This is a genomic window from Duganella levis, from assembly GCF_009857605.1.
GTDB lineage: Bacteria > Pseudomonadota > Gammaproteobacteria > Burkholderiales > Burkholderiaceae_D > Rugamonas > Rugamonas levis.
In genome coordinates this window covers 157,273-179,846 of sequence record NZ_WWCT01000008.1, presented here as the reverse complement: position 1 = coordinate 179,846, position 22,574 = coordinate 157,273, and the positions used below count along the sequence as shown (strand labels likewise).

General features: G+C 64.9%; 23 protein-coding genes and 1 riboswitch. Of the genes, 3 read left to right on the top strand and 20 right to left on the bottom strand.

Features of this window, described 5'->3' with window-relative positions; genetic code table 11:
* Positions 1–73 precede the first annotated feature (73 nt).
* Genes GTP69_RS12630 through GTP69_RS12615 form a run of 4 tightly spaced genes read right to left on the bottom strand, consistent with a single transcriptional unit; the run spans position 74 to position 6,660 of the window.
* The gene (locus tag GTP69_RS12630) at positions 74–3,397 is read right to left on the bottom strand and encodes a CHAT domain-containing tetratricopeptide repeat protein (protein WP_161055227.1); all 3,324 of its coding nucleotides are present in this window, start codon (positions 3,395–3,397) and stop codon (positions 74–76) included.
* Complete coding sequence (locus GTP69_RS12625; protein ID WP_161055226.1) at positions 3,394–5,346, bottom strand: caspase family protein; 1,953 nt, start codon at positions 5,344–5,346, stop codon at positions 3,394–3,396. Before GTP69_RS12625 ends, GTP69_RS12630 begins: the two co-directional genes overlap by 4 nt.
* Positions 5,346–6,044 (bottom strand): hypothetical protein, encoded by a 699-nt coding sequence (locus GTP69_RS12620; protein WP_161055225.1) that lies wholly within the window; start codon positions 6,042–6,044, stop codon positions 5,346–5,348. The genes GTP69_RS12625 and GTP69_RS12620 overlap by 1 nt, the downstream gene beginning before the upstream one ends.
* The gene (locus tag GTP69_RS12615; protein WP_161055224.1) at positions 6,037–6,660 is read right to left on the bottom strand and encodes an RNA polymerase sigma factor; all 624 of its coding nucleotides are present in this window, start codon (positions 6,658–6,660) and stop codon (positions 6,037–6,039) included. Before GTP69_RS12615 ends, GTP69_RS12620 begins: the two co-directional genes overlap by 8 nt.
* Before the next feature lie 187 nt (positions 6,661–6,847).
* Here GTP69_RS12615 and GTP69_RS12610 point away from each other — a divergent pair, with 187 nt between their 5' ends.
* On the top strand, positions 6,848–7,654 hold the full coding sequence (locus GTP69_RS12610) for a hypothetical protein (RefSeq protein ID WP_161055223.1): 807 nt from the start codon (positions 6,848–6,850) through the stop codon (positions 7,652–7,654).
* A 29-nt stretch (positions 7,655–7,683) separates the two neighbouring features.
* A complete protein-coding gene (locus GTP69_RS12605) occupies positions 7,684–8,445 on the top strand; it encodes a hypothetical protein (RefSeq protein ID WP_161055222.1) in 762 nt (253 codons plus the stop codon).
* Positions 8,446–8,605: 160 nt separating this feature from the next.
* On the opposite strand, the gene GTP69_RS12600 is transcribed toward GTP69_RS12605, so the two are convergent.
* From GTP69_RS12600 to GTP69_RS12525, 16 genes are all read right to left on the bottom strand, one after another.
* Positions 8,606–9,778 (bottom strand): ATP-binding protein, encoded by a 1,173-nt coding sequence (locus tag GTP69_RS12600; RefSeq protein WP_161055221.1) that lies wholly within the window; start codon positions 9,776–9,778, stop codon positions 8,606–8,608.
* 134 nt (positions 9,779–9,912) lie between these two features.
* Positions 9,913–10,428, bottom strand: coding sequence for a single-stranded DNA-binding protein (gene ssb, locus GTP69_RS12595; protein WP_161055220.1), 516 nt, complete (start codon positions 10,426–10,428; stop codon positions 9,913–9,915).
* A gap of 88 nt (positions 10,429–10,516) precedes the next feature.
* Positions 10,517–10,870, bottom strand: a complete 354-nt coding sequence (locus tag GTP69_RS12590) for a (2Fe-2S) ferredoxin domain-containing protein (protein WP_161042986.1) — start codon at positions 10,868–10,870, stop codon at positions 10,517–10,519.
* Positions 10,867–11,844: a precorrin-3B C(17)-methyltransferase gene (gene cobJ / locus GTP69_RS12585; protein WP_161055219.1), complete on the bottom strand. Its 978-nt coding sequence runs from the start codon at positions 11,842–11,844 to the stop codon at positions 10,867–10,869. The genes GTP69_RS12590 and cobJ overlap by 4 nt, the downstream gene beginning before the upstream one ends.
* Positions 11,841–12,248 carry a cobalamin biosynthesis protein gene (locus tag GTP69_RS12580; RefSeq protein WP_161055218.1) on the bottom strand — a complete coding sequence of 136 codons (408 nt, stop codon included), beginning with the start codon at positions 12,246–12,248 and terminating at the stop codon, positions 11,841–11,843. The genes cobJ and GTP69_RS12580 overlap by 4 nt, the downstream gene beginning before the upstream one ends.
* The gene (locus GTP69_RS12575) at positions 12,245–12,997 is read right to left on the bottom strand and encodes a cobalamin biosynthesis central domain-containing protein (protein WP_202424397.1); all 753 of its coding nucleotides are present in this window, start codon (positions 12,995–12,997) and stop codon (positions 12,245–12,247) included. The genes GTP69_RS12580 and GTP69_RS12575 overlap by 4 nt, the downstream gene beginning before the upstream one ends.
* Positions 12,994–13,806: a precorrin-2 C(20)-methyltransferase gene (gene cobI / locus GTP69_RS12570; protein ID WP_161055217.1), complete on the bottom strand. Its 813-nt coding sequence runs from the start codon at positions 13,804–13,806 to the stop codon at positions 12,994–12,996. The genes GTP69_RS12575 and cobI overlap by 4 nt, the downstream gene beginning before the upstream one ends.
* Positions 13,799–15,103, bottom strand: a complete 1,305-nt coding sequence (cbiE, locus tag GTP69_RS12565; RefSeq protein ID WP_161055216.1) for a precorrin-6y C5,15-methyltransferase (decarboxylating) subunit CbiE — start codon at positions 15,101–15,103, stop codon at positions 13,799–13,801. Before cbiE ends, cobI begins: the two co-directional genes overlap by 8 nt.
* 2 nt (positions 15,104–15,105) lie before the next feature.
* The gene (locus GTP69_RS12560) at positions 15,106–16,296 is read right to left on the bottom strand and encodes a cobalt-precorrin-5B (C(1))-methyltransferase (protein WP_161055215.1); all 1,191 of its coding nucleotides are present in this window, start codon (positions 16,294–16,296) and stop codon (positions 15,106–15,108) included.
* Positions 16,293–16,970: a precorrin-8X methylmutase gene (locus GTP69_RS12555; RefSeq protein ID WP_161051483.1), complete on the bottom strand. Its 678-nt coding sequence runs from the start codon at positions 16,968–16,970 to the stop codon at positions 16,293–16,295. Before GTP69_RS12555 ends, GTP69_RS12560 begins: the two co-directional genes overlap by 4 nt.
* On the bottom strand, positions 16,967–18,004 hold the full coding sequence (locus GTP69_RS12550) for a sirohydrochlorin chelatase (protein WP_161055214.1): 1,038 nt from the start codon (positions 18,002–18,004) through the stop codon (positions 16,967–16,969). Before GTP69_RS12550 ends, GTP69_RS12555 begins: the two co-directional genes overlap by 4 nt.
* Entirely contained in the window at positions 18,001–18,786 is a 786-nt protein-coding gene (cobM, locus tag GTP69_RS12545; protein WP_161051485.1) for a precorrin-4 C(11)-methyltransferase, read from the bottom strand. Before cobM ends, GTP69_RS12550 begins: the two co-directional genes overlap by 4 nt.
* The gene (locus tag GTP69_RS12540) at positions 18,783–19,640 is read right to left on the bottom strand and encodes an energy-coupling factor ABC transporter ATP-binding protein (RefSeq protein WP_161055213.1); all 858 of its coding nucleotides are present in this window, start codon (positions 19,638–19,640) and stop codon (positions 18,783–18,785) included. The genes cobM and GTP69_RS12540 overlap by 4 nt, the downstream gene beginning before the upstream one ends.
* On the bottom strand, positions 19,637–20,371 hold the full coding sequence (cbiQ, locus tag GTP69_RS12535) for a cobalt ECF transporter T component CbiQ (protein WP_161055212.1): 735 nt from the start codon (positions 20,369–20,371) through the stop codon (positions 19,637–19,639). The genes GTP69_RS12540 and cbiQ overlap by 4 nt, the downstream gene beginning before the upstream one ends.
* Positions 20,361–20,699 (bottom strand): energy-coupling factor ABC transporter substrate-binding protein, encoded by a 339-nt coding sequence (locus GTP69_RS12530; protein ID WP_161055211.1) that lies wholly within the window; start codon positions 20,697–20,699, stop codon positions 20,361–20,363. The genes cbiQ and GTP69_RS12530 overlap by 11 nt, the downstream gene beginning before the upstream one ends.
* Positions 20,696–21,379, bottom strand: coding sequence for an energy-coupling factor ABC transporter permease (locus GTP69_RS12525; protein WP_110845827.1), 684 nt, complete (start codon positions 21,377–21,379; stop codon positions 20,696–20,698). The genes GTP69_RS12530 and GTP69_RS12525 overlap by 4 nt, the downstream gene beginning before the upstream one ends.
* 118 nt (positions 21,380–21,497) lie before the next feature.
* Positions 21,498–21,688: riboswitch (cobalamin riboswitch) on the bottom strand.
* 83 nt (positions 21,689–21,771) lie between these two features.
* On the opposite strand from GTP69_RS12525, the gene cobA reads away from it, so the two are divergent.
* Positions 21,772–22,491 (top strand): uroporphyrinogen-III C-methyltransferase, encoded by a 720-nt coding sequence (gene cobA / locus GTP69_RS12520; RefSeq protein ID WP_161055210.1) that lies wholly within the window; start codon positions 21,772–21,774, stop codon positions 22,489–22,491.
* Positions 22,492–22,574: the final 83 nt, after the last annotated feature.

Below are 22,574 nucleotides of genomic sequence, written 5' to 3'. Positions count from 1 at the left end.
GTTTAATGGTGAATCAGGCGTTCGGTTGACGCCCCTGTCCAAAGATATGGCGCGGCATCCGGCGGATGGTTTTTTAGTTGCCCAGCATGGTGAATCCGGCCCAGTAGAACGGATGGCTATGCGTGCCGGCCGGCATCGTCGCCGGCGCCGATGCGTCGATCGGTTTCAGGCCGCGTGCGCGTCCGGCGCCGGTTGCCGCCGCGCTAGCGATCTGTCGCAATTGTGCCTGACGCAGTGCCTCCGGCTTGCTGGCGCCGCGTCCCAACGCCTGGTAAAAGTCGGTCATCAGCGTGGCGGTGGAACGGTCGGACACGCGCCACAGGCTGGCCAGCACGTTGCGCGCGCCGCGTTCGCGCGCCAGCCAGGCCAGACTGGCCAGTTCACGGCCGGTGGCGTCGACGCCAGCCGGCACCGCCGTTTCGCAGGCGGACAGGGTTAGCAGGTCCAGGCCGGTGAAGCGGAAGCGCGGCTGCGCCAGTTCCGCCAGGCTGAGACGCTGGCCGTTGCCAAGCAGCAGGTAGGAACCATCATCGCGACCCGAGCGCAGCACGAAGTGGCTGGCGATGTGGACCATGCTGTCGCGTTGCAACGCGTGCTCCAACGTGGCGGCGGTGAAGCTGCCGTCCAGATAGGTCTGGCTGGGAATATGGCCGGCGCGCTCGGTGGCGCTCACCGCTTGCAACTCGCGCGCCACGTATGGCAGGGCCGGCAGATCGTCGGTGGCTTGGCTTTGGCCGAACAGCGCCACCGAATGCGTGCGCGCCGGGGTGTTGGCGGCGGCCGGCATATCGTTGGAGTCGGCGCCGCCGGCGACCTGTAGCGGCAAACGCTCCACCAGCCATTGACGGCCATCGTGCAGCATGGCGAACGGCAGATAGCGCAGCACGCCGTTCAGCGACAGGCTCAAACTGCGCGCCTGCGACAACTCCTGCGCCACCGGCGCCAGCAGCTGGTTGTACAGCCGCTGTGCCTGCGGACGCGGATCTTTGCCCGGATCTTGCGCCAGCCGCCGCAGCGTGGCGATTTCCCGAGCCAACACAGCCTCATCGACATCCAGCGTCACCACGCGCGCAACGCTGTCATGTTGAACCACTATGCGCAGCCGGCGTTCGCTCACCAGGTAAGTCAGCTGCAACCGCCCCACCGGCAACGCCGCGCGCGTGACGGTGGCCGGTGCTGCGACCGAAGGCTCAGCCGGCGCTGTTGCAGCGATGGCGGCGCTGGGTACCGACGGATCGCCCCATGCTGCCGTGGCATCATCCAACAAACGCTGCATGTCGGCCTGCGCCGTCGCCAGCTCCGCCGCGCCGCCTGCGCTGCCCTGCGCCTGATGCTCGCGTGCCTTCGCCAACGCCTGGGCGGCTTGCTCCAACGCCTGCGCGCGCGCCGTAAACTGCTGCTGCGCCAACTGGTCCATGCCATCGAAACCGAGACGCGCAACGCGGGCATCCTGGCGGCCGTCGGCGCTGGTGTCGGCGCCGCGCACCAGATCGTGGAATTCGTTTTCCTCCACCATCGCCAGCACGCTTTCCGCTTCGCCGATGCGGCGCCGGTCCAACAAGCGATCAACCAGCTGTTGATACGCTACCTGCTTCAACTGCACAAAACTATGCTGCTGCTCGACCGGCAAGCCAGTGATATTCTCGCGCGCCAACTGCAAGGCATTCACCGCCTGCTTGCCAAGAAACACAGCCTGATTGCCGTCATCGAGCGCACTCAACTGCGCGGCCGCCCGCGCCTGTAACAACGTAGCGCGGTTAGCCAGACCAATCGCCATGGCGCGCGCGCTTTGCCGACGCGCCAGTGCCAGATCCGGACCGCGTGCATTCAACGCGGCGGCATCGAGCAGCGCATTGGCATATGTGGGATGTGACAGACCACGCTGTCCAGCCAACTGCTGCGCCAGCACGCCAACACGTTCGGCCAGCACAGACAAGGCCTGCGCATCGATGCCAGCCCGTTCGGCACGTACCGCATTCAGCGCCAGATCCACTTCAGTCTGGCCATTGGCCATCGGATCAGGCAACGCCGCCACGCGCTGCGCCAGCTCTGCCAGTGTGCTCTCGGCTTGCTCGTAGCGTCCCAGCGCCAGCAGCGCCTGCGCCCGCAGCATGGCGGCAACACGCTCATCACCGCCCAACTCTCCCTGCGCGGCCCGGGCCACGGCGGCGGCACGTTCGGACTCGTCCAGCGCTGCCTGCGCCTGCCCCAGCGCCAGCAGCGCCTTGGCGTGGGCCAGCTGGAGCCAGACGCACGAGGCGGCAATCCCACCCGGCATCGCACGGCAAGCGTCAAATCCCGCCTGCGCTGCGGCTGCCGAGCGGCCCAAACGGTTATTCGCTAACTGCGCGCTCGCTACATCCTGCCAGGCGCTGATGGTTTGCGCATGGTGCTCGCCCAAGGTCGCGCGACGAATGCGCAGCACCTGTTCCGCCTCGCTGGCTGCCTGTGCCGCCTCGCCCAACCGCAGGTGAATGGCCGACACGCGCGACAGCGCATACGTGGAATTCACCGACTCGGGACCGAAGCGCCGCACCGCGCTGGCCAGTCCCTGTTCGGCGAAGGTCAATGCCGCCGCATCGTTGCCGGCCTCGGTGTACCAGGCCGCCATGTCTTGCGTGCTGGTCTGCGTCTCAGTGCGGTCCTGACCGAAAGCGGCCAGGCGGATGCGGTAAGCGCGCTCCAGATAGTAGTAAGCCTCTTGTTGCTTGCCTTGGCGGAGCAGCAACACGCCTACGTCGCGCATGCCCCAGGCGTGGTCGGTACTGTCGGTGCCGGAGGTGTGCTCCCAGATATCCATCGCCTCCTTGGCGTAGACCAGGCCGCGCGCATAGTCACGCGTCATCAGCGTGATGCCGGACAGGTTGGACAGCAAGGTGCCATAAGAACTGGTGCGGGTGCCCTCCGACTTCGCCTTGACGCGCAGCGCTATTTCTCCCCACTGCCAGGCAAGATCGAAACGGCTGGACTGGCGGTACAGGTACATCAGCTCTGCCGGATAGTGCACGCCTTCGCGGTCGGGATCGCCGTCCGGTGTTGCGCTGCTGTCGATCTTTTGGCGCAATGCCCAGCCTTCCAGCAGCGCCGCCTCGCTGTCGGCATAGCGGTTCAGGTGATGGACCGTCTGGCCATACTCCAGCAGGGCCGCCGAGATGCCGCGTACATCGCCGGCCGCGCGGCACAGGCGCAGCGCTTCCTCGAAGGATGGAATGGCATCCTGATAGCGCTCTTCTCCGAACGCCTTATCGCCTTTCGCCAGCAATTCGTCAGCAGCAGGGTGGCAACTACCGCTGGAGGGGCCCGCATTAGACGCCACTGCCGATGTCTGCGCCGTGACCGGCAATCCGGCGGTCGCCACACACAGCCACGCGGCCCATGCCAGCAAGCTTCGCTTCATTGCCCGCCTCCTGTCGCCACGCGCCAACTGACGCGCGCCACCTGCGCTTGATCTGGATTGTGCCCGGCCGCCAGCGAAGCGCCACGCTCGGCCGGCGCGGCAAGGTTGCTGCGCAAGGCATCGAGCAACGCGAAACGGCGCGGCATGGCGCCACTGACAGCCGGCGCGGCGACCAGCGCCAGCCATTCCGGCGCACCGGCCGCCCCCTGCGCCGTAACCTCGAACTCGCGTTCAAAGCGGCTGATCTGAACCGGCGTGCCAGGCGGCAGCCGGTTGCTGTCGCCCTCAAACGGCGGAAATACGCGCGTGGCCGGGCCGCTCAACGGTAGATGCACAATGCCGGCATCGACCGAATCCTCGCCACCGTTTTCCACCACCACACGCAGGCGAGTACCAGGCGTCAGCGGGCCAAGGTCGCGATCGGCAAACGGCAGGCTGATGGCGGCCTGACCGGGTGCCTGAATCTCAATGCGCGCTTGCAGCAGCGGTGCGGCGGCGGCGGTCGATGGCAGCGCCAGCAAGGCGGCGATGCTGGCGGCGCGGGCCCGCAAGGCCGGCAATTCCTTATCCGCCAGGCGCAAGCGCACCGCGCTACGACCGGGCAGCGTGACGCTAACCGCCCGCGCGCCGCCCTGCCGTCCGAGGATGGCAACCGTAGACGCGCCGGCGGAAATTCCGCCAGACGCGGTGCTGGCAGCCGCCGTGTTGGCCGGCAGCCGGCTAGCCCAGCCGCCGGTCGATGCCACACCGGTCCGTTGCAGGCCAGTGCTACCGCCGTCAAGTGTGGTGTTGGCCAGCAACCTGCTAGCACCGTCACCGGCTGTTGCCGCGCTGTCTGCGACGGCCAGCCTTGCCTCGCCCCAGCCGACGTCGGTGACGCGCCAGGTGCTGGCGCCACGCTGCAGCAGGTCGCCCGCCTGTAAGCCATCAAGACGGCCATAAGGCACATACCAGCCGCGTCCATCCTGCCGCACCGGCCATAACACCGGCGCACCGGCAGCCGTCCACAACGCTTGCTCCAGGGTGCCGGCATACACCGGCGACGGCCGGGCGCTGGCCGGCAACTGTCGGGCGTCCAGCGCCTCACGGTAGTGCTGATTGGTGGCGCTGGCCCATGCCAGATAGCTGGCCGGACTATCGCCCAAACCGGCAATCAGCGCGCGCGTGAAGATGCCGCGTGCCTGGCCGGCGTAGTCGCTGCTGAGCGCTTCGGCACTGCGCTGCTGCGGCTCTGCGGCGAAGAAGCCGATGAACAACGGCCGCTCATGCGGCGAGACCACGCTATCCGGCTGCGGCATGTCTGCACGTTCGCTAGCTGGACGCCGGCCGCCCAGACTGGCCGGCCGTGGCGCCCATCCCAGCGCTGCGCTGGACAGACCGCGCCACGCCAGACCCGGATCGCCGCGCGTGCTGCCAGCCGCATAACAACTATCGAATAGCGCCACCACGTGCACCTGCCGCGCCGCCAGCGCATCGATGGTGCGGCCGATGTCGGCGCTGCTGATGCTGCCGGACAGTTGCCGGCTATGCGCATCAATGCGGGCGTCACGCGTCAGCAGATGCACTTGCTGGCCGGATGGCGTTTGCCACACACCGGGCTGTCCCGGCATCAGCAATCCGTGGCCCGACCAGTAGAGCACCAGCACATCGTCTGGTCGTAGCGTTTTGCCGAGTTGCGCCAGCTGGGCCAGGATGGCGCTGCGGGTCGGTGCTGTCGCGCCGTCGACACCGTCGGCCAGGCTGATGATATGGGTAGCGGAGAATCCTTGCGCCAGCAGCGCGCTGCGCATGGCCGGCACGTCGTAACGCGGTCCGTTCAACCATGCGCTGCGCGGCAAGGCCGGCATGGCCGAGACGCCGACCAGCAGCGCGTAGCGCTCGGCTGCCGCTGCTGGTGCGCCGATGCCAGCGGCGGCAGCCAGCAACAAGACGAGCAGCCGGCCGCGCATCAGGGTTGCGGCGCCGCCGGTCCGGGCGGGATTATGCTGGCTTCGGCCACCACGGCGTTGGCCCGCAGTTGCGCCAACGCGGCGGTGGCGTCCTCGGCTTGCAGCAGATAACGCTGTCCGCCCTGCGGCCCGCTGACGATGCGGGCATGGGCTTGCAGCAGCGCGGCCTCTACCTGCGCCAGACTGGCGTCAGCGGCGAAGCGTACCTGCAAGTTGGCGGCCGGTGCGGCGACGTTGAGCGGAGCGTCGCGCCAGACCACATCGGTGTCGGGCGCGTGGCCCAGCATCCAGCCCTGCGCCGCGCATACCGCCACCAGCGACGCCACGATGGCCGGCGTGAACTGCGGCACCAGGCGCAGATCGAACAGGCGCTGCCACCAGGCGTTGCGTGGCGGCTTGGCCGGCCGCTGCGGCTGTGCAGACTGAGGCTCCTGCAACTGCTGTGGCGACGCAGCGGTGTCGGCCTCGGCTGCCGGCGCGGCAGCGATGCGGCGATGCAGTTCATCAAGTCCGGTATCGCTATCCATGGCCGCGATCTGCGCTGCGATGGCGCCGCGCACATCATCCAGCATGGCGGCCTGCGCCTGCCATTCCGCATCGGTAGCCAGCAACGCCGCGATACGCTCCGCATCCTCGCCGGTGACGTGCCCAGTGAGGTAATCGGGCAAGCGCTCCAGCAAACGTTGTTGCTCATCCATGACGGCCACCTTCCTGTACAAACCAGCGCTCCAGGCACTGGCGCAAATTGAGCCGGCCATGGAACAGCCGGCTCTTGACGGTCCCCTCCACCGTCCCCTGAATGCGGGCGATCTCGACCACCGACAAATCTTCCAACGCCCACAACGTCAGGCTCTCGCGCTGCAGCGGATTGCGCAGCCGGCGCAAGCAATTCATCACCGCCGAGCGGCGCTGCGCATTCTCCTGCAACACCATCGGACTGGGCGCCATCATCTCCAGGTGGGTGGCGGCTGCCTGCTCCAGCTCACCCTCTTCATCCAGCAACACTTCCGCCGCCTGACGCTTGCCGTGGCGACGAATCTGATCGACCGTCTTGTTGCGCGTTAGCGTGAGCAGCCAGCTGGCGAATTCGATGCGGCCGTCGTAGCGCAGCGGCGCCCGCCACAAATCATGAAACACATCCACCGTGACCTCGTCGGCGATGGCGTCGGCATCCAATCCACAACGCAGCAGCCTGGCATGGGCAAACACCCGCACCTTGCGCGACCAGCCGCGATACAGCGCGTCGAGCGCGCGCTGGTCGCCACCGGCCATGGCCGCCAGCAGTTCGCTGGGAGCCAGCGTAGGCGTACTCAAGCCGGCCTCCGACGGGATTTTATGACGATGGGATTGGTAATCATGAGAAACATTATAGGGTCAGATCATCATCTTTTGGCAACATACAAAAAACAAAAAATAATTTGAACCGTGCTCTCCAAGGCTACGAATAACACCGCGACAGGCTGCGTGTGCGGCACTGAAACTGGAGAGGAGAAACAGCATCATGAAAAAACGCGGCAAGATTTTGCGGGACACCAACGCCGGCCCCGGCCTGCTGAGTATCGACGGCGTACAGCATCCGTTTACGCTGGAGGCTCACTGGAAGTCGGATATGCCGCCCAAGGTCGGCCTGGTGGTCGAAGCCGACATCGATGACGCCGGCGCCTTGCGGACGGTGGTCCCGGTGGCGGACACCCAACTGGCCAAGGAACAGGCAGAGTTGGCGATGCAAGCAGCCAAGGCCAAGGGCGGCGAACTGGCCGCTGGCCTGACCGCGCGTTTCGGCGTGCCGACACTGGTCGCCATGGCGGCACTGGTGGCCGGCTGGTTCTTCCTCAACACCATAGCGATCCAGATCTCGTCCAGCTACCGCATCGGACTGTCGTTCTGGAAAATTCTCGGCGTGCTTAACTCGCCGGCCACACTGATGACCAGCTTTAGCGACGCCGGTGGCGGCGGCGGTGGCGGCATCTACGCCTTCCTGTGCATCGTCGCCCTGATCGCCCCGCTGGCGCCGCAAGTCTGGAAAGACAAGCGCGCCTACCTGGGCGGCCTGCTGCCGCTGGCCTTCATGCTGCTGGTGGCGTTGATGGTCTACCTCGGCATCAGCGACGGCCTGAAGCAGGCGCAAGGCGCCGCCAGCATGTTCGGCGGTGGCCAGGGCGCGCGCATGGCCGAAAGCGTCGGTAACGAAATGCTGCGCGAAGCCATGCGCGCCATCTCCGTCGGCATCGGCGGCTACCTGTCGCTGGCGGCCAGCTTGTACCTGGCCGGCCGCAGCGCCATCCAATTCCTGGCCGCCAAGGCTTGAACCCACTCTTATTTGATCAAGGAACCATCATGCGCCACTCACTCCGTATCCTCCCTGCCGCCAGCCTGCTGACGCTGGCCCTGCTGGCCGCTTGCGGCGACAAGGCCGCCACCGCACCGACCGGCGCCGACGCCAAGCCGAACCTGGCCGACGCCGCCAAACCCGCTGTCATGGCAGAACAAGCCAAAGAGCAAGCGCGTGCCGCCCTGCCGAAAGGCGATCCAAACACGCCGGCCAGCAGCTACACCGACATCGAAAGCGGCAACCAGCTGATGTTCGCCTACCTCGGCGTAGCCGGCATGCCGATCGATTACAACGAAGTGGCCACCAGCTACTCGCGCGACTACGCCACTGCCTCCGACGAATTCAAAAAAAGCGATCTGCTGAAAGCGTTGAAAGTGAAGATCGACGCGGGTGTGGCGCAGGCAGCGCAACAGCGCTACGTCAAGCTGGAGATTGCCAGCCCGGTGCAGAAGTACGACTTCGAGAAAAAAGGCTTCCCGCTCGATTCGTCGATATGGGAAAAAGGCTCGTACCGCTACTTCGGCGACAACAGCAGTTACAAGATCGGCTTCAACAACGGCGCCAGCTTCCGCTACCTCAACGTGCCGGAAGAAGACAAGGCGCGCGTGATCGAAGGCTTGCGCAGCAAGTACGAGTCTATGCACCTGGTGGTGTACGGCTACGTCCAAGACGCCGACGTTAGCAAGAAAGTGGTGCAGGCGCAAATCCTCAAGGTCGAGCTGGTCGACAAGAAGGGCAATGTGCTGGCCAGCCAGGCGGCCCAGTAATCACTCGGTTCCGACTCGGTATTTGTCGGCCTGAGCGCCGGAAAGCCACCGACATCGTCGGGTCGCAGCAAGGCACGAGCATGACCAGCGAGTGGATCGGCAAGGCCTACGTCTGCAAATAATCCGGCTAGGTGGTCGGCTCCCACCTGGGGCGGACCACCTACTCTGACGCGGGTTCCAGACCTGTTAGCAGACCGTCTGAAGCGAGAATATCGGTCACCGCTTGCTCCTCAATGGCATAGACGCCACGGGCGGCGCGCCAGACTAATTTCTTTTCCTGAAGCGCGATCAGCGCTTGTTGAACGTTTGGCACATCTACTTTAACGTCATCCTCGGCTACTTCAAGCAGACCCTTCCGATAAAGCGCCATCGTCGCAGCCTCAAACGGCGCGTAGTTGCTTCCCGTGACAGCCATTACCCGTAGGACTGCCTGCTGAATAGGCGTCAAACTACGGATGACCTTGCGCTGCACTTGGTTCATTTCCGTCGCCAGCTGACTTACTGCGTCAACGAACCTGTCTGGCCCCGTATCGGCGCTGACGTCGAAATTGAACCGCAGCGTATCGGCGGCGGCGCCCAGCAACTCCGGGCGGTAACCGGCCGCCACAAAGACTGGCCAAATTCTTTCTGGCGGCAGCGGAAACGGCAACGCCGCTTTCTCACAAAACCACGCGATGAAGTCCTTGCCGAGCATCGGGAAATCGACCATCGGCGCCCCATAAAATGCCTGGTCCTTACTATTGCGCAGCATTGCCAGCTTGTCTCGATTTGAACCCGTACAAACTAGCCGCAAGCCATGATGATGCGTACTATTCAATTCATCACGCGCCGCCTTCAGCGCAAATAGGGCGGCAATACCGGCATCGGTCGTTATCGCGTGTTGGGCTTCGTCGATGACCAGGACAATCACCTGCTCGATCTCATCCGATAGCGCGACAAGTGCGTCGGTCAACGAGATATCTTTGCTTAATCCTACGCGATCCAGATCAAAATTGACGGCACCGCCGATAGCGATCTTGCTCAATCCGGAAGCTTTGGCAAGGCGCATGACGACACCGTCATTGGTCGCCAGCATCGCCCGAATAGCCGCGACAATCACCTCGCCTGGATCTGCCGTAGGGTTGGCCCACAAGTCTGCATAAACGACGAGAGCGTCAGCGCGTTCAAAAGCCGGCCTCAGGTCCTCGCGTAAGAATGTGGATTTACCGGTGCGCCGCGGCGCGGCGAGAAATACCCCTGAACTGGCGGCACTGCCGACTGCGACAGTCAACACTTGCCGGGCAATCCTCTCCGCAAGCTCCGGTCGATGGAACAATTCTGGCGAGTGGGACATGGTCTTATCTTTATAGATAATTATAGAGCGATTATAGACCAATTATATTGACGCTTTTACTTGCTCTAAAATGTAAAAAATCCCCATAAATTCAAAGAGTTATGGGGATTTTTACTTTCCAAAGCTAAGCTGCTTTAGAACGGAATATCATCATCCATATCCGAGAAGTTCGGTGCTGGACGTGGGGCTGGGCGCGGTGCTGGTGCCGGGGCCGCCATTTGTGGACGCGGGGCTGGCGCCTGGCGCTGTGGTGGGGCTTCGTAGCCGCCGCCACCGTAGCTGTTGCCGTCATCCATGCCGGCGTCGCCGCCACCTGCGCGGCCGCCCAGCATCTGCATGTTTTCCGCGATGATGTCGGTTGCGTATTTCTCTACGCCATCTTTATCGGTGTACTTACGGGTCTGCAGACGGCCTTCGACGTAGACCGACGAACCTTTTTTCAGGTACTGGCCGACGATTTCCGCCAGACGGCCGAAGAACGAAATACGGTGCCACTCGGTCAGCTCTTTCTGCTCACCGGTGTTACGGTCTTTCGATTTATACGAGGTCGCCACGGCGATGTTGGCGATCGCATCACCGCTAGGCATGTAGCGAATTTCAGGATCGCGACCCAGATTGCCGACGATGATGACTTTGTTGACTGATGCCATTTTATTAAAACTCCAAATGTGTTCGGCGAAAGTAGAAGTTTAGCTCACTTTTGGCTTGGGACCCTAGATTCCGCACGCCGACCGTTTGTTATCGCTCAAAATCCGTGTTGCCCGCCTGGTGGAAGACCAGCTCTTCCACCGGCTTGCCATTGCACAGGTGGTCGTCGATGATGCGGTCCATATTCTCGGGCGTAACGTTGTAATACCAGGTGCCGTCCGGCTGCACGCACATGATCGGACCGCCCTTGCAGGCGGCAAAGCAGCTGACCCGGCTGCGCTTGACGCGCAACTCGCCTTCGTTCAGTCCGGCCGCCTTGAACTTGTCGCCCAAACTGTCGAACAGCGCCTGCGAGGCGCCGTCCTGGGCGCAGCGCGGACCGGTGCAGATCAGGATGTGGCGGTAGTAATTGCCGATTTTCGGCTTGATCACGGCGTCAGTCATGCTTCGCTCTCCTCGCTGGCGGCGGCTTCGGCTTCCACCGGTTCATTCAAAGTGTCGCGGATGTAGTCGGCCGGCAGGCGGTGGCGCGCAGCCAGCGTCTCGATGCTGTCGCCGGCCGCGTGTTCGGCTTGCAGCGTCTCCAGCCAGCCCAGCAGGCCGGTGGACAGCGAACGGCCTGCCTTCTCGCCTTCGCGCGTGGCGCCGCCCTCTTCCATGTCGTACTTGTTGGCGTAGCCGCGCGGCGTCACCATCAGGCCGTAGCGCACGAAGGTATTGCTGTTGCCGATCAGGACGGTGCTGAGCATGCCGATGTCGGCTTCCGCCATCGAATCCAGCGTGGTGAAGACGATGTTCTGGCGACGGCGGTAGCCGCTCTTGACGATGGCCACCGGCGTGTCCGGACGGCGATGGCGCAGGAACAAGCGTTGTGCTTCAACGATCTGGCGCGTGCGGCGGCCACTCTTCGGGTTGTACAGCGCGACCACGAAATCGGCCATGGCCACCGCGTCCAGGCGGCGGGCGATGGTCGGCCATGGCGTCAGCAGGTCGGACAAGGAGATCGCGCAGAAGTCGTGCGTCAGCGGCGCGCCAACCAAGGCCGCGCAGCTGTTCAGTGCCGAGGCGCCGGGAATGATTTCCACCTGCACCGGATCGTCCGGCGTCCAGCCGGACTGGAACAGCACTTCATAGGTCGGCCCGGCCATGCCGTAGACGCCCGCATCGCCCGACGAAATCAGCGCCACCTTCTTGCCGGCGCGCGCCGCTTCCAGCGCGCTGATGGCGCGGTCCAGCTCTTCGGTCATCGACTTGCGGATGATCTCCTTGCCTTCGATCAGATCCGCCACCAGCTTGATGTAGGTGACGTAGCCGATCACCACATCCGCTTCGGCGATGGCGTCACGCGCGCGTTGCGTCATGTGTTCTACGCTGCCGGGACCAATCCCGACCAGCATGATTTTTCCTGCTCCACTCATGGTGTTTTCCTTGCGATGGAGACGGTGGCGTTGCGGCCGTCCGTCCCTTTGTGTTTATGTTTTTCGACGACCAGCGCGGTCATCGGCGTATTCGGTCCGGCGGCCAGCAGCGCCGCCGCTTCGCTGACCGATGGCGTGCCGGTGTACTTGCGCACGGTCTCGGATGGATGCGGCACGTCGACTGCGGCCAGTTGTTCGGCTTCGTAGAAGTGCAGCGGCCAGCCGTTTTCCTCGGCCAGCGCCAGCAGCGCCACTTCGTCCTTCTTCAGCGTGATGCTGGCGGCGGCCACCACTTGCTGCGGCTGCGCGCCAGCGGCGGCCAGCGCGGCCTGCACCGCTTCGCGCACCGTCACCAGCAGCACGCCGCGATCGCAGCCGAGGCCTATGGTGAACGCTGGACTCATGCTTCCTGCGGTGGACGGTAGACCACCAGGCGTTCGGTCAGCGCGGTCCAGCGTTCGGCTGGCACTTCGGCGTGCGTGACCCACAGCAGCGCGGCGTAGCGGTCCAGCGGCACGTCGTCAAAGCTGGTGAAGCGGTGGATGTTCTCCGGCAGCGGCGTCGGGCGGGTCCACCAATCCGGGCTGCCGGCTTCCTGCACGAAGGCGATTGGTTCGCCGTTGACGACGTGCGCCGAGACGCGCGTGATGTTGATCTTCGGCGCTTCCACCTTCCAACCGAGGTGGCGTCCCAGGATATCGACCGGGATGGTGCGGCCGACGTCGGACGCGGTGGTCAGCACCGGCGCGGCGCCCAGCAGGTCGGCCACGCGTTCGCTCCATTCGTTGGCGCCGCCGACGTGGCCGGACAACACCGGAATAACGTACTGGCCGGCGTCGTCCACCACGATGATGCCTGGGTCTTCGTCCTTGCTGCGCAGGTGCGGCGCGATCAGGCGCACCACGGCGCCCAGCGAAACGAAGAAGATGATCTGGTCGTAACCGGCGAACAGCGGGCCAATTTCATCGCGCAGTGCGCCGTCGTAGGCGCGCACGGTATTGCTGGCCTCCGCAAACGTGGCGGCGAATTTGGCCGAGGTGCAGATGTCCGCTTCCGGCAGGTCGGTGGCCAGGCGCGCGGCCTGTGCGGCGCCGTGCTTGGTAATGGCGACCAGGCATACGCGCGGTGCCGGCTGATTGATGATGGTGCTCATGCAGTGGTCTCCAGGGAGTGAGGTTGTGGGCCATCCTTGCGCAGGCAGCCCTTGATACGTTCACCGCGAATGCGGTGCGGGTGTTTGATGATCAGCAGCGACAGGTAACTGACCTTGGTGCCGCGCAGCGTCAGGATGTCGTTGCCGCTGAAGCGGCGTTCGTCCGGCGCGCCAACGCGTTCGATGAAGTGCGCGCCGTCCAGCAAGTCGCGGCGCTCCATCCAGTCGATCAATTCGTCGAGGATGGGCTTCACCTTCATCAGGATCAGCGTGTCGAAGTCCGGCAGCAGGCGGTCCACTGCACTAACGCCATAGGCTGCCGGCACGATGGCGACCGTGTCGTCCTGCTCCGAGAACGGCACCGGCACTTTCGCGCAGGCGGCGGTGAAGGAGTTGACGCCGGCGATGATCTGCACCGGCACCTGCGGGTCGATGGCGTTGACCGTTCGCGCAAGGTGGCCGAAGGTGGCGTAGGTACTGGCGTCACCTTCAACCAGGAACAGCACGTCGCGGCCTTCGCGCAGCCATGGCAGCACGGTGTCGGCGGCGCGCAGCCATGCGCGGCCAAGCTTTTCGCCGTCATGCGTCATGGGGAACAGCAGTTGCGTGTGCTGCTCCGGCGGCGTGACGCCGGAGCGCACCACGATGTCGAAGGCGTAGCTTGGCGTCTTGCCGCTGCGTGCCGGGTAGACCCAGATAGTGTCGCGACGTTGCAGCGCTTCCCACGCGGCGCGCGTGATCAGACCTGGGTCGCCGGGGCCGAGCGAGATGCCCCACAGGGTGCCGGGCTTAGTCGCTTGATCAGTCATTCTTGGCCTCCCGGCGCGCGCAGACGATCCATACCGGATTCTCGGCCGCCATGCGGTGCATGTGCAGGATAGGCTTGCTGCGCGCGGCTTGCAGTTGCAGCACGTCCCAGCTGACGCCTTCCATCGCTTGCAGCGTGGCGGTGGCGGTGGCGAGGTTTTCCAGCGTGACGAAGTTCATCACCAGCGTGCCGTGAGGACGCAGGCGCGCGATGATGCCGGCGATAAGCCCCGCCAGTTCGCCGCCGGAGCCGCCGATGAAGACCGCATCCGGATCGGGCCAGGTATCCAGCTGCTCCGGCGCTTTGCCAAGATGCAGACTGTAGTTGCTGATGCCGAAGGCTGCGTGATTCTGCCCAGCGATGCCGAAATCGGCGTCGTTCTTTTCAATCGCGTAGACGTGGCCTTGCGGGCAAAGGCGCGCCGCCTCCAGCCCCACCGAGCCGGAACCGGCGCCGATGTCCCACACCACGCTGTCCGCATGCAGTTGCAGGCGCGCCAGACTGACGGCGCGGACTTCCTGCTTGGTGATCAGGCCTTTCTCCGGCTGGCGTTGCGCAAACTCCGTATCGGCCAGGCCGAATCGCACCGGCCGCGCGGCTGGCGTTATGCGCCACAACAGCACCACGTTGAGCGCGGCGAACTTCATCTCGGCCGCTTGCTGCGGCGTCAGTTCGGCCAGCACGCGTTCTTCCGGTTGCAGCAGGTTTTCCGCCACCGCCATCAGGAAGTCGTCGCCCAGTCCTTCCGCCACCAGCAGGCGCGCGATGCGGTCGGGCGAGTTGTCAGGGCTGGTCAGGATCAGCAGGCGCGCATGCTGGCGTGTGGCTTGCGCCAGCGCGTACAGGCCGTGACCCGGCTTGGCGCCGCGCTGCCACTCGCCCGCGTCCTTGGCGTGCACCGAGACGATGCGCGCATCCTGCCACGCCAGGCCGATGCGCGCACAGGCCAGCTGCAAGGTCGACAGGTTGGGCAGGATGTCCAGCGCTTCCACGCACAGGTGCTGCGCCAGATACGGCGCAATGCCGTGGCACAGTGGATCGCCGGTGGCCAGCACCACACAGGCCAGGTTGTCGGCGCGCGCGGCACGGACCCACTCCGGCACTTCTTTCAGCTTGCCGGTGAGGTCATGGCGCACTGCGCCGCTTTTGAATTCGCGTTCCAGCAGCGCCAGGGTGCGCGCGCCGCCGATGATCACATCAGCACTGCGCAGCAAGGCCAGTGCGGTGGCGTTCAGGCTGGCGACGCCGTCATCGAGCACGCCGATGACGCGGCAGGGATTGGGATCTTTGATTTCCATTCTTAGGTTTCCGGTAAGTGATCGACGCCTGTGCGGCCAGCGCTGGCGGGACGTTCGTGCGGTTCGGCCGGCGCGGACCAGACGTCCGCCACCTGCACGCCGCTGAAATCGCACACCAGCACGCGCAACTGGAACGCGCGGCCATAGCGGTCCGGCGCGGTCAGCGTGTCGATGGCGGCTTGCGCCAGTGCGTGGTGGAAGGCGTCGCCCAGGCCGCGTTCCACCATCAGCTCTGCGCCGAAGCGCGCGGTTTCGGCGGCGGCCATGGCGGCGCAGTCTTCTTCTGTGGCGCCGATGCGGCGGGCGATTTCCGCCACCAGATCGGTATCGACTTCGCTGCGGTTAGCGTGGGTGATGGTTTCGCCTTGCGCGATCTTGGTCAGCTTGCCGACCATGACCGCCATCACCACCAGCTCAATGCCTTGCGCGACCACTTCATCCAGCGCATAACGCAGGAAGTCGCCCATCTGCACAAAGCAGGCGGACGGCAGTTCGGGACGCTCAGCGCGCAGCGTCGTCATGGCGAAGGTTTCGGTGCGGCCGCCGGTGGTCAGCGCGACCAGGTTGTAGCCGGCGGTCGAGGCGACCTGCACGCCCTGCACCACGCTGGCGCGCCACGCGGCGGTGGAATACGGCTTGACGATGCCGGTGGTGCCGAGGATGCTGATGCCGCCCAAAATGCCCAGGCGGGCATTGGTGGTTTTCTTCGCCATCACCTGACCGTCCGGCACGCTGATGGTGACTTCGATGCCGTGTTCCGCCAACAGCGCCGGTGCGGCTTCGCGCAAGTTGTCGGCGATGTTCTTGCGCGGGACCGGATTGATGGCCGGACCGCCCACTTCCAGGCCGAGGCCTTTCATGGTGACGGTGCCGACGCCATCGCCTGCCACGTACGAGACCACGCCGGCTTCACCGGGCAGCAGGCGCAGGTCGACTGTCATGTGTGCGCCGTCGGTGCAATCGGGATCGTCGCCGGCAAACTTGACGACCATGGCGTGCGCGCGGCCATCGCCGCAGCTACCGTCATGGATGGCGAACGTCACCCGGCTACCGTTGGGTAGCAGGCTTTCGATTTCTGCCGGTACTTGTCCGTGGACGAGACCCAGCACCGCCGCGCGTGCAGCGGCAGCGGAACAGGCGCCGGTGGTGAAACCGGTACGGGTGCCACGTTCGGCAGCCGTTTTTTCCTTCATGGCGCGGCCTTTTGACGGGCTTCGGCCAGCGACAGCAGCGCATGCAGCGTCGCCACCACCAGCGTGGAGCCACCCTTGCGGCCACGGATGACGATCCACGGCACGTCGGTCAGTTCGGCCATCAGGTCTTTGGATTCAGCGGCGGAGACGAAGCCCACCGGCATGCCGACCACCAGCGCAGGCTTGACGCCTTCTTCGCGGATCAGGCGTACCAGCTCGATCAATGCGGTAGGGGCGTTGCCAATGCCGATGATGGCGTTGTCCAGCAGACCGAGACGGTGCGCCTTGCGCATCGCTTGCACGGCGCGCGTGGTGTCTTCGGCTTTGGCGGTTTCGATGACGTCCGGGTCGCTGATGAACTGGTGGGGCTTCATGCCGAAGTGGCCGAGGCGCGGTTGCGACAGGCCGGAGCAGATCATTTCAACGTCGGCGACGACGGGCGTGCCGCCTTTCAGCATGGCCTGGACGCCGGCTTCCACCGCGTCTGCATGGAAGTCTGTCAGGCCGTTGAAATCGAAATCGGCGTTGGCGTGGATCATGCGGCGCACGATCGGCCACTGGCCTTCGGTGTAGGTGTGCGGACCGACTTCGGCGTCAATGATGGCGAAGCTGTCGTGCTCAATAACCTGGCCGGCGCGCGTTAGCTGCTCGGTGACGGTGTTCACGGTGCTCATGCTGGATGGCTTTCAGACTTGGCGTGTGGATGATCGTGATCATGTGCGTGATCATGATGCGCATGGTCGTGATGCGCGTGATCGTGGTCGTGGGCGTGGTCATGCGCGTGGTCGCCGTGTGCATGGGCGTGATCCTCGTGCGCGTGCTCCTGGCCGGGCGCGTGATCATGCGGTGCGTGATCGTGCGTATGGGCGTGCGAGTGGCCGTGGCCCAGATCATGCGCGATGACGCGGTAAGTACAGCCATCGCACGGCAGGCGGCTATCCGGCACACCGGCGCGCAGATCTTCCACGCGCTGGTCCATCAGCTCAAAGATCTCTTTCTCAAAGCCGAAATGCTCACTGCAAGCAAAGCGTACCTGCGGATACTGCACGCGCAGATGTTCCACCTGACGATGAATGCGCTGCATCAGCGTGCCGGTGTACAGGTAATACGGCAGCACCACAATCTGGCGCATGCCCAGCAACACATGGCGCTGCACGACCTTCTCCAGGCGCGGCCACGTAATGCCGGTGAACGCCAGATCGACCAATTCATGATCACCCTCTTCCAGCAGCCAGCGCGCCATCTTGGCCATTTCGCCATTGGCGCCACGGTCGGACGAGCCACGACCCAGCACCACCACACCAGTGGTGGTTGGATCAGGCATATCCAGCGCGTTCATGGCCTTGCGCAGGCGGCGCTTGAGGATCGCCAGGATCGGATCGCATGCCGTCAGGTGTGGCGCCAACAGAATCTCGGTCTGCGGGCAAGCCAAACGCGCCTGTTCGATCGCTTCCGGAATCTCCATCTTGACGTGACCGGCGGCGTTCAGAATCAGCGGCACCACCAGCACGCGGCGCGAACTGCGCGCGGCGCTCAGCAAGGCGGCGTTCATCTCCGGCGGCGCAAACTCGATGAAGCACAACTCAATGCGCCAATCCGGACGGCGCGCGCGCCACTGCTCCGTGAATTCACGAATCTCCTGGTTACCGGAGTCCTCGCGGGAACCGTGGCCGACAATCAGGATCGTGTCCTTGGAAACTTGGTTCATGCGCTCGCCTTTCTGAAACGATGGGTAAATGTAGGGTCATACAATTTGGAGCGCGCCAGGGTTTCCCAGTGCAGCGCGCCCAGCGTGGGGCTGGCGACGATCATCGCCTGGCTCGCAATGCCGGCCTCCCGGCACTTCTGTTTGATATCGGCCAGCGTGCCGCGGACGATTTTTTGTTCGCCCGGCCAGCTGGCCTTGTGCACCACCAGCATCGGCGCGTCCTCGGCCCAGCCGGCGGCGCGCAATGCGGTTTCCACCTTGTGCATCAAGGTGATCGACAGGAAGATGCAAATGGTGGTGCGGTGTGCTGCCAGGCTGGCGAGATCTTCGCCCTCCGGCATCGGCGTGCGGCCTTCCACGCGGGTGAGGATGACGGTTTGCGTCACCTCGGGCAGCGTCATGGATTCGCCGGCGGCGGCCATCGAGGCCATCGCCGACGACACGCCCGGCACCACCGACCATTCGATGCCGGCGTCGGTCAGTGGCCGCGCCAGTTCGATCAGCGCGCCGTACAGCGCCGGGTCGCCGGTCTGCAGGCGCACCACAGTGGCGTGCCGGCTGGCCTGGTCGATCAGCCATGCGGTCATGTCTTCCAGCGTCATGTCCTTGGAGTCGCGGATGGCGCAGCCGGGCGGCGCGTATAGCGTGACGGCGTGATCGACCAGCGAACCGGCAAACAGCACCGCACCAGCTTGCGACAGCAGCTTCTGGCCTTTGACGGTGATGAGTTCCGGGTCGCCGGGACCGGCGCCGACGAACCAGATTTTTCCGAGGGTGGTCATGCAGTGATTACTCCTGATTGTTTGAGTGCGCGCAGCGTATCCAGCAGGGCGTCGACACTGCGGGGCGCCGGGCCTTTCGGCAGCACGCCGAGAGCCACCAGTTCCGCGTGCAGCGCCAGTGCGGCCGGTGGTCGCTGGCCGGCCGCTTGCAGCACGTCAGTCTGCGTGGCCAGTTGCTGCGCCGGGCCGGAGGCGATGCAGCGGCCGGCCGCCATCACGTGGATGTCGTCGGCCCAGCGCAGTGCGAAGTCGATGTCGTGGGTGGACAGCAGGATGGTGACGCCGCGCGCGGCGAGTCGGTCCAGCAGTGCTGTCAATTCGGTTTGCATGGGGGCGTCGAGACCGGCCATGGGTTCGTCCAGCAGCAGCACATCCGGTTCCATCGCCAGCACGCCGGCGATGCAGATGCGCTTTTTCTGGCCGAAGCTCAGTTGGTGCACGGCGCGGCGGGCGTGACTGCGCAGGCCTACCGCATCGAGTGCGGTGGCAACGCGCTGGCGCACCTCTTCCGCACTCAGGCCGAGGTTGAGGGGGCCGAAGGAAACGTCTTCTTCCACCAAGGCGGAGAACAACTGGCGGTCCGGGTTCTGGAACACCAGGCCGACGCGGGTGCGCAGCGCGGTGAGGCCTTTGCGGCTGTAGTCGAACGGTTGGCCTTCCTGGCGCAGCGTGCCGGCGGTGGGGCGCAACAGGCCGTTCAGGTGTTGCAGCACGGTGGTCTTGCCGGCGCCATTGGCGCCCAGCAGTGCGTAGCGGCGGCCACGGTGCAGCGCCAGCGTGCAGTCGTCCAGGCCCGCGCTGCCATCGGGGTAGACGTAGCTGACGGCTTGCAATTCCAGCAGTGGCGCGCTCACAGGCGGTCTCCCAGTGCGATGGCCAGCATCAGCACGCCCGCCAGTGCGGCGCTGGTCATTTGGCGGCTGGCTTGCGGATAGGCGGTTGGCAGGAAGCGCAGCGTGCCCTGGTAGACGCGGGCGTCGGCGGCGGTTTGCAGCGCGGCGGCGCGTTGCCAGACCTGGACTGCCATCTGGCCGGCCAGCAGGCCGGTGGAGCGCCAGGCCTGGCGCCAGTTGCGGTAACCGAGACGCGCAGTTTGTGCGGTGATGCTTTCGTCCCACGCCTGGCGCATGACGAACAGCATGCGGTAGCACAGCACCATCAGGTCGAGCAGCAGTTCTGGCGTGCGCAGTTTGCGCAGCAGCGCGAGCAGGTCGGGCAATGGTGTTGTCAGCACGAGGCCGAGCATCGCGGCCAGCATGGCGAACGAGCGCAGGGCCAGATGCTCGATGGTCGGCAGCATGGTGGTGGTAACGTTCCAATGGCCGTTGGCGTCAGGGCCAAACAGCATGGTCAGGCAGGACAGCAGCAGGAAGCCGAGCGGCGGCAGCGCGACCGCGATGTAGCTGCGCAGTTGCACGCGCGCGCCGAGCAACGCGGCCAGCACCAGCATGGCCGTCAGCACGGCGAATGCCACAGGGCTGCGCGCCAGCCAGGCCGCGACGAAGCCCGCCAGCGCAAACAGCGCCTTGGCAGCAGGTGCCACATCGCGCCACCGGCTGGCGTAAGCCGACGATTCAATCAGCACGTTGATCCTGCGGCGATGAGACCTTCGATGCGCGTTCGCGGGCGACGGAGAGGCCGAGCCAGAAGCCGATCACGCCGGCGCCGATGGCCGCTTGCAACGCAAACAGCAGCGACGCGATTTCATCACTGGCCGGCTCGAACACCGGCGCAAACCACGGCTTGTAGCCCGGCGCGATATCGCCGATGGCGCGCTGCGCGCGGTCGTCCGCACCGGCAAACAGCGCAGACGCTTCGCCACCCTGATTGGCCGGCGGCGCGCTCACCAGCCATAAAGGCAGCACCGTCAGCGCGACGATAGCCAGCCATACCAGCACGGTACGGGCCTTCATGCGCCGCCCTTCCGCGCGCCCAGCATCATCACCGGCAGCGAACGCAGTTCGTGGGCGTTGAAACGCACCATGGCGTTCACCACCAGCACCGTCAGCAAACCTTCGCTGATGGCGATCGGCACCTGCGTCAGCGCAAAGATGCCGGCAAATTTGAAGAACGACACACTAAAGCCGCCCACCGCCGCCGGAAACGCCAGCGCCAGTTGCACCGACGTGGTCACATACGTCGCCAGGTCACCCAGGCTGGCAGCCATGAACACCGCCACCGAGCGCGAAAAGCCCATCGCGGCCACCGCGCGCAGCACGCCGTACGACACAAACGGCCCCACAATCGCCATCGAAAACACATTCGCACCGAGCGTGGTCAAGCCGCCGTGCGCCATCAACAGCGCCTGGAACAGCAGCACCACAAAACCCACCGGCACCATCGCCACCGGCCCAAACAACGCCGCGCCGAGACCCACCCCGGTCGGGTGCGAACAACTGCCCGTCACAGACGGCAGCTTGAGCGCGGACAGCAGAAACGCGAACGCCGCCGCCACACCGAGCAGCATGCGGCGTTCAGGATGCGCCTGCAGGTCGCGGCCGATGGCGCGCAGGCCCCAGGCCAGAAAAGGTAAGGAAACGGCTGCCCAGCCGAGCGCGTGCGCTGGCGGCAAAAAGCCTTCCATGATGTGCATTCGAAACCTCCCGTCGAATGGGCTGGATGGACACCAAGGCGGGAGCAGAGAGGACGGTCGACGGAGGGCGTGGGACTGGCGGCCGGGGTCGACAGCGGCTTCCCGTGACCCCGGGGAATGGTGCTGGACTTTTTGGGCCGGTATTCTGGCTCGCCTTCATCCTTCTCCGTGTCTTCCCGCGTGTGACGGCAGTGACGTGTTGACGGAGTCGTCAGGCTTACAGCAGCGGGGGCTGCACCGGAATTACACCGGTTTCCCGTTTAACGCCTTTACAACAAAATTCGGCGCACCCAAGGATCGCATCTTACACTAGCCGCCGGACACGTGCCAAGCTAAACCCAAACCACGCCGCAGCCGGTATCATTCGTCTTGAATCGTCTAAAAGGGAATGTATGGCAGCGCTGGGGAAAGTCTATTTGATCGGAGCAGGGCCGGGAGCGGATGACTTGATCACCGTGCGCGGTGCGCGTTTGCTGGCGCAGGCCGACGTGGTGTTGTACGACGCACTGGTCACGCCTGAAATGCTGGCCCTGTGTGCGCAGGCCAGGCTGATTTCGGTCGGCAAACGCTCCGGCCAGCGCTCGACCGCGCAAACGCTGATCAACCAGCAACTGGTGGAATGCGCGCAGCAATACCAGTTGGTGGTGCGCCTCAAGGGCGGCGATCCGATGCTGTTCGGCCGCGCCGACGAAGAGTTGCGCGCGCTGGAAGCGGAAGGCATCGAGGTCGAAGTGGTGCCCGGCATCACCACCGCGCTCGCCGCCGCCGCCGCCACCAAGCAACCGCTGACCCGCCGCGGCGTGGCCCGCAGCGTCGCTTTCTTTACCTCCAGCACCGCGCCGGACGAGCCGGACCATCCGGCGTTACCGGAAACCGATACTCTGGTGCAATACATGGGTGGCCGGGAAGCGGCCGCGACCGCAACGCGTCTGCTGGCCGAAGGCCGCCGGCCCGATCTGCCGGTGGTGGTGGTGGAAAATTGCAGCCGCGTAGACCAGCGCATCCTGCGCCTGACGCTGGACGGTCTGGCCAACGGGCTGGACGCCGCGCAGGGTCCGGTGCTGGTGATGATCGGCGAAGCGCTGCAGCAACGTTCGCATCAGGCAAGTTGAAACGGCGCAAGAAAATACTGGTATTATGTACAGTGTTAGCCTGCGCACGCACGAACCAGCGCGCGCCCGGCGCAAGTAATCAA